Raw genomic sequence first — 4,530 nt, forward strand, 5'->3', positions numbered from 1 at the left:
GCGCGCGAGGACGCGCAGCACGCCGATGTGCGCGAGCCCGCGCGCGCCGCCCCCGCCGAGGGCGAGTCCGAGGCGGCTCACGCGGGCCGTCCGGGTTGCTTCGAGATGCGCTCGGTCATGTCGGATGACAGTATCGCGCGTGGCGCATCGTTCGGCGTCACTCCACCATGACCCGCTTCATCTGCTATACCGGGAGGGGAATGCCGCTCGCCGGAACGCTCGTGGAGGGACGGTACCGTCTCGTGCGGCCACTCGGTCACGGGGCGAGCAGCGTCGTGTACTTCGCCGTGGGCAGCGACGGGCTGCCGTACGCGGTGAAGCTCTTCCCGCCGCACCTCGCGGCGCGCGCCGAGCGGGAGTACTTCAACGCGAGCGGCCTGTCGCACCCTCGCATCGGGCAGGTCTTCCAGCAGGTGGAGGTGCAGGGCCGCCCCGCGCTGATCCTGAGCTTCGCGCGTGGTCGGGTGCTGTTCGAGCGCTACGCGCGCAGACCCGCCCTCACGTTCGAGCGCAAGCCGTTCCTGCTGACGATCGTGCACCTCCTCGACGCGCTCGCGTTCATCCACGCGCACGGCATCGTGCATCGGGACGTGAAGCCCGAGAACCTCATCGTGGACGGCGACGGCAGCGCGAAGCTCGTGGACTTCGACCTGTCGGGACCCGCCGACGAGACCTTCGGCACGCCCCTGCGGATCGGGACGATGGCGTTCCAGTCGCCGGAGGCGGCGCGCGGCGAGCCGCTCTCCGCCGAGAGCGACCTGTACGGCGCGGGCGTGCTGCTGTACTGGGGCCTGCACGGGGAACTGCCCGACCCGGAGGCGGGCCCGCGCGCCTCCGACGATCCGCTCGAACCGCTGTGCGCGCAGCTCATCCACCCGGACCGTCGTCAGCGCCTCGCCTCCGCGGTGGAGGCGAGGCGCATGCTGCTCAAACTGGCGTCGCTCCCCTACTGACGAGTGCAGGGACGCGCGGACGCACCAGACATCAGGACCCGACCGCTCGGGGCCGTACTCAGCCCACTAGCTCGGGCTGGCGAAGCAGCGGGTGGAGCTCCCCGTCGGGCAGGAGCCACAGGGCGTGCATGCCGCGCGTCACGGCGACGTACATGAGGCGCGTCTCGTATTCCACGTCGTGGGGGTAGCTGGCGGTGTCCGCGCCGACGATGACGGCCGCGTCGAACTCCAGGCCCTTGCTGAGGTTGGGCGGGATGACGACGACGCCGCCCGCGTAGCGTTTCTGCTCCGTGTCGATGGGGGCCGCGTCGATGTCGCGCTCGCCGAGGGCGCGGGCGACGGTCTCGCAGTCGCGGGCGTGCCGGACGATCACCCCGACGTTCTCGAAGCCCGCCTCCCTCGCGGCGCGGACGGCGCGCGCGGCGCGCTCCATGAGGGGGCCGCCCTCGAGGACCTCGACGTTCTGACCGTCGCGGGGCACGGCCTCGGCCTCCTGCGCCTCGTCGCGGGAGAAGGAGCGGGCCACGCCGGAGGCGAGGTGCACGATCTGGCGGGTGGAGCGGTAGGTGCGGCGCAGGTGCCGCACCTGATCGTCGGGCGTGACGCGCAGCTGGTCGAGCGCCTCCGTCCAGAAGGACACGGCGCGGTAGCCGTGGATGCCCTGGTTGATGTCGCCCGCGACGGTGACGGCGCCGCGCGGGGCGACGTCGGCGAGGAGGCGGTAGAGCAGCGGGCTGAGGTCCTGTCCCTCGTCGACGAGGACGTGGTCGTAGGCGGCGGCGCCGCGGGCGTTCTTGCGTCCGATGCCTTCCTGCACGGCCTTCACGGCGAGCATGAGGGGCAGTTCGAGCGCGTCGACGCTGCCGGTGCGGGCGGTGGGGAGGTGCGCGGCGGGGTCGGGGGTGAGCAGCGCGCGGACGCGGGCGTCGGGGAGGATGCCGCGCGCGCTCGCGGCGAGCTCGCCGGGTTCGCGCAGGAGACGGCGGACCTCGGTGATGGGTGAGGCGGCGCGGAAGGCGCGCTGCGCGAGGCGGGCGGCGTCGTGTTCGAGCTGCGCGAGGACGGCGCGGTAGGCGCTCTCGGGGACGCCGCTGGCGTGCAGGTCCTGCCAGGCGCGTTCGACGAGGCGGCGGGTGAAGGCCTCGCGGACGCCGGTGAGGAGGCTGGACGCGGCGGCGTGGTCGAGGAGGGCGAGGAGGCGCGCGGCGTCGTAGGTGAGGGTGTAGTCGTGCTCGGCGGCGGTGACGGTCGTCTCGAAGGCCTCGCGTCCGAGGGTGTCGCGGTAGCGGCGCAGGATGCTCTCGCGCAGCACGTCGAGCATGCGGGCGTCGCCGAGGGCCTTGGCGCGCAGCCACGCGCGGCGCTTGACCTCGCGGTCGGCGTTTCCGAGGAGCAGGGTGAGGGTCTTGTCGGTGACCTCGGCGTTCAGGCCGAGCTGTTCGGTCATCCAGTCGTCGGGCGTGGCGACGGTGACGCCCTCGATGCGCAGGTCGGGCAGGACGCGGCGGGCGTACCCGGCGAGGACGCGGTTGGGCACGAGGACGAGGGTGTTCTTCGGGTCGAGGCGGCCGTCGCCGCGGTCCTCGTAGGCGAGGTAGGCGACGCGGTGGAACAGCAGGCTGGTCTTGCCGCTCCCGGCGGGGCCCTGGATGACGAGGGGGCGCGTGCCGGGCGCCTGGATCAGCGCGGCCTGTTCGGGCTGGATGGTGCTGATGATGTCGCGCATGCCGCTCGTGGCGCCCTCGGAGAGGCGGCGCACGAGGACCTCCTCGCGGGCGGCCTCGGCGGCGGCGGCGCCCTCACCGCGCACGTAGAGGTCGGTGAGGGCGGTGAGCTCCCGGTCGCGGACGTCGAGCTGACGCTTGAGGTGGATCTCGCCCTTGTCCCAGGCGACGGCGTCGGTGTAGAAGAGCTGTCCGACGGGGCTGCGCCAGTCGGAGACGGTGAAGGCGCCCTGCGGATCGTAGTAGGGGTAGCGTCCCAGGTAGAGGCGCTGGGTGCGCCCGCGGGCACGGACGAGCATGCTGCCGAAGTACGGGGCCTTGAGGTGCACGCTGAGCTGCTGCGCCTCGGCCTCGTTGTCGAGCCGCTGGACGAAGGCGGTGTCCTCGTCGGCGCCGACGTCCTGCAGTCCGTCCTCCAGCTGGAGGATGCGGCGGGTCATGCTGTCGATGGTGCCCGCGAGGTGCTCGCGCTCTCGCGGGAGGTCGGGGTGGCCGCCGGTCATTGGGAGAGTCTAGCGAATGTGGACGCGCCCTTCAGGCGCGTTCCCGCGTGGCCTGCCGGGCGGGGTCGACGTACTGCTCAATGACGCGTCCGCCGCCGCGGAAGGTGATGAGCGTGACGTACTGGACGCTGCCCTCCTCGCCCTCCTTGAGGTGCGTGGGGTCGGTGGGGCGCGCGCCGCGCGAGTACTTGACGATCTTGGGGAGCTTGAGCTTCTTGGTGTCCACCTCGTCGAGTTCGCGGCGCTTGTAGGTCTGGCCGCGGTAGAAGACGCACTGCTCGCCGTCGTCGGTGGTGAAGGGGCGCGCGCCGATGAGGGTCCAGTCGAACAGGTCGGCCATGGCGAGGGGGAGGACGAGGCCGCCGGGGGGGATCTCGCCGCTGGTCCAGCCGGACTTGCCGTACTTGCGCAGCGTCGCGATGATGTCGCGTTCGTCCTGGACTTCGACGGTGAGGCTGGTGCCGAGGGGGCCGGTGAGGTGGATCTGGGGCATGGAGTCTCCTGTGTGGCACCCGGAGGGATACCGTTACGCTCACAGCGTAACACGCCCGGCGGGAGAGCGCCACCCACGTTCCACGAGGGTCCTCACGTGAAGGACCACGGACGCGGCCCTCCAGCCTGCCTAGAGGGTGTTGCGGGTGAGGCCGCGCGGGGATTCGCGGGGTGTGAGGACGCTTCCGGGCCGCGTGGGGCCCGGACCGGTGGTCCTGCTCTTCATCTGTGTCACTTCCTGGGGGCGGGAACGGGGAGTCGCGACGCTCGGGTCTTCCTACGCGTGGAGTGTAATCACGTGAAGTTGGGCGTCGCGCACGTATTTTTCACGAGCCTGACTTTAATCTGAGTTGTCTAGACTGAAAGAAGTAGCAGTCTATACAACTTCCGGTCACGTCGAAAAGACCACGCCCGCGACATGAGATTCCGCCCCATACGTCCGGCGCCCACGCGGACTACCCTGAAGGCATGACCGCGGACCAGCCCTGGATGATCTACGGCGCCACCGGCTACACCGGACGCCTCCTCGCCCGCGAGGCGCACGCGCGCGGCCTGCGGCCCACCCTCGCCGGGCGCGGCGAGACGGTCCGCGAACTCGCCGCCGAACTCGGCCTCCCCGCGCGCGTCTTCCCCCTCGACGATCCCGCCCGCGTCCGCGCGGCCCTCGCGGACATCCGGGTCGTCCTGCACGCCGCCGGGCCCTTCTCCGCCACCCAGGCGCCCATGCTGGACGCCTGCCTCGCGACCGCCACGCACTACCTCGACATCACGGGCGAGATCGCCGCCTTCGAGCACCTCTTCGCCCGCGGACACGACGCGCGGCGCGCGGGCATCACCGCCGTGTCCGGCGTGGGATTC

Annotated in this window: 4 protein-coding genes; 2 read left to right on the plus strand and 2 right to left on the minus strand. The window is 71.7% G+C overall.

Features of this window, described 5'->3' with window-relative positions; translation table 11 throughout:
* Nucleotides 1–200 precede the first annotated feature (200 nt).
* On the plus strand, nt 201–953 hold the full coding sequence (locus DEIPI_RS0112990; protein WP_027482045.1) for a serine/threonine-protein kinase: 753 nt from the start codon (nt 201–203) through the stop codon (nt 951–953).
* 58 nt (nt 954–1,011) lie between these two features.
* On the opposite strand, the gene DEIPI_RS41875 is transcribed toward DEIPI_RS0112990, so the two are convergent.
* A complete protein-coding gene (locus DEIPI_RS41875; RefSeq protein WP_027482046.1) occupies nt 1,012–3,180 on the minus strand; it encodes a HelD family protein in 2,169 nt (722 codons plus the stop codon).
* A 31-nt stretch (nt 3,181–3,211) separates the two neighbouring features.
* Complete coding sequence (locus tag DEIPI_RS30935) at nt 3,212–3,673, minus strand: single-stranded DNA-binding protein (RefSeq protein ID WP_045234277.1); 462 nt, start codon at nt 3,671–3,673, stop codon at nt 3,212–3,214.
* A gap of 467 nt (nt 3,674–4,140) precedes the next feature.
* On the opposite strand from DEIPI_RS30935, the gene DEIPI_RS0113010 reads away from it, so the two are divergent.
* A partial coding sequence (locus DEIPI_RS0113010; RefSeq protein WP_027482047.1) for a saccharopine dehydrogenase NADP-binding domain-containing protein occupies nt 4,141–4,530 on the plus strand: 390 nt, incomplete at its 3' end.

Origin of the sequence: Deinococcus pimensis DSM 21231, from assembly GCF_000519345.1 — a bacterium.
GTDB classification, from domain to species: Bacteria; Deinococcota; Deinococci; order Deinococcales; family Deinococcaceae; genus Deinococcus_A; species Deinococcus_A pimensis.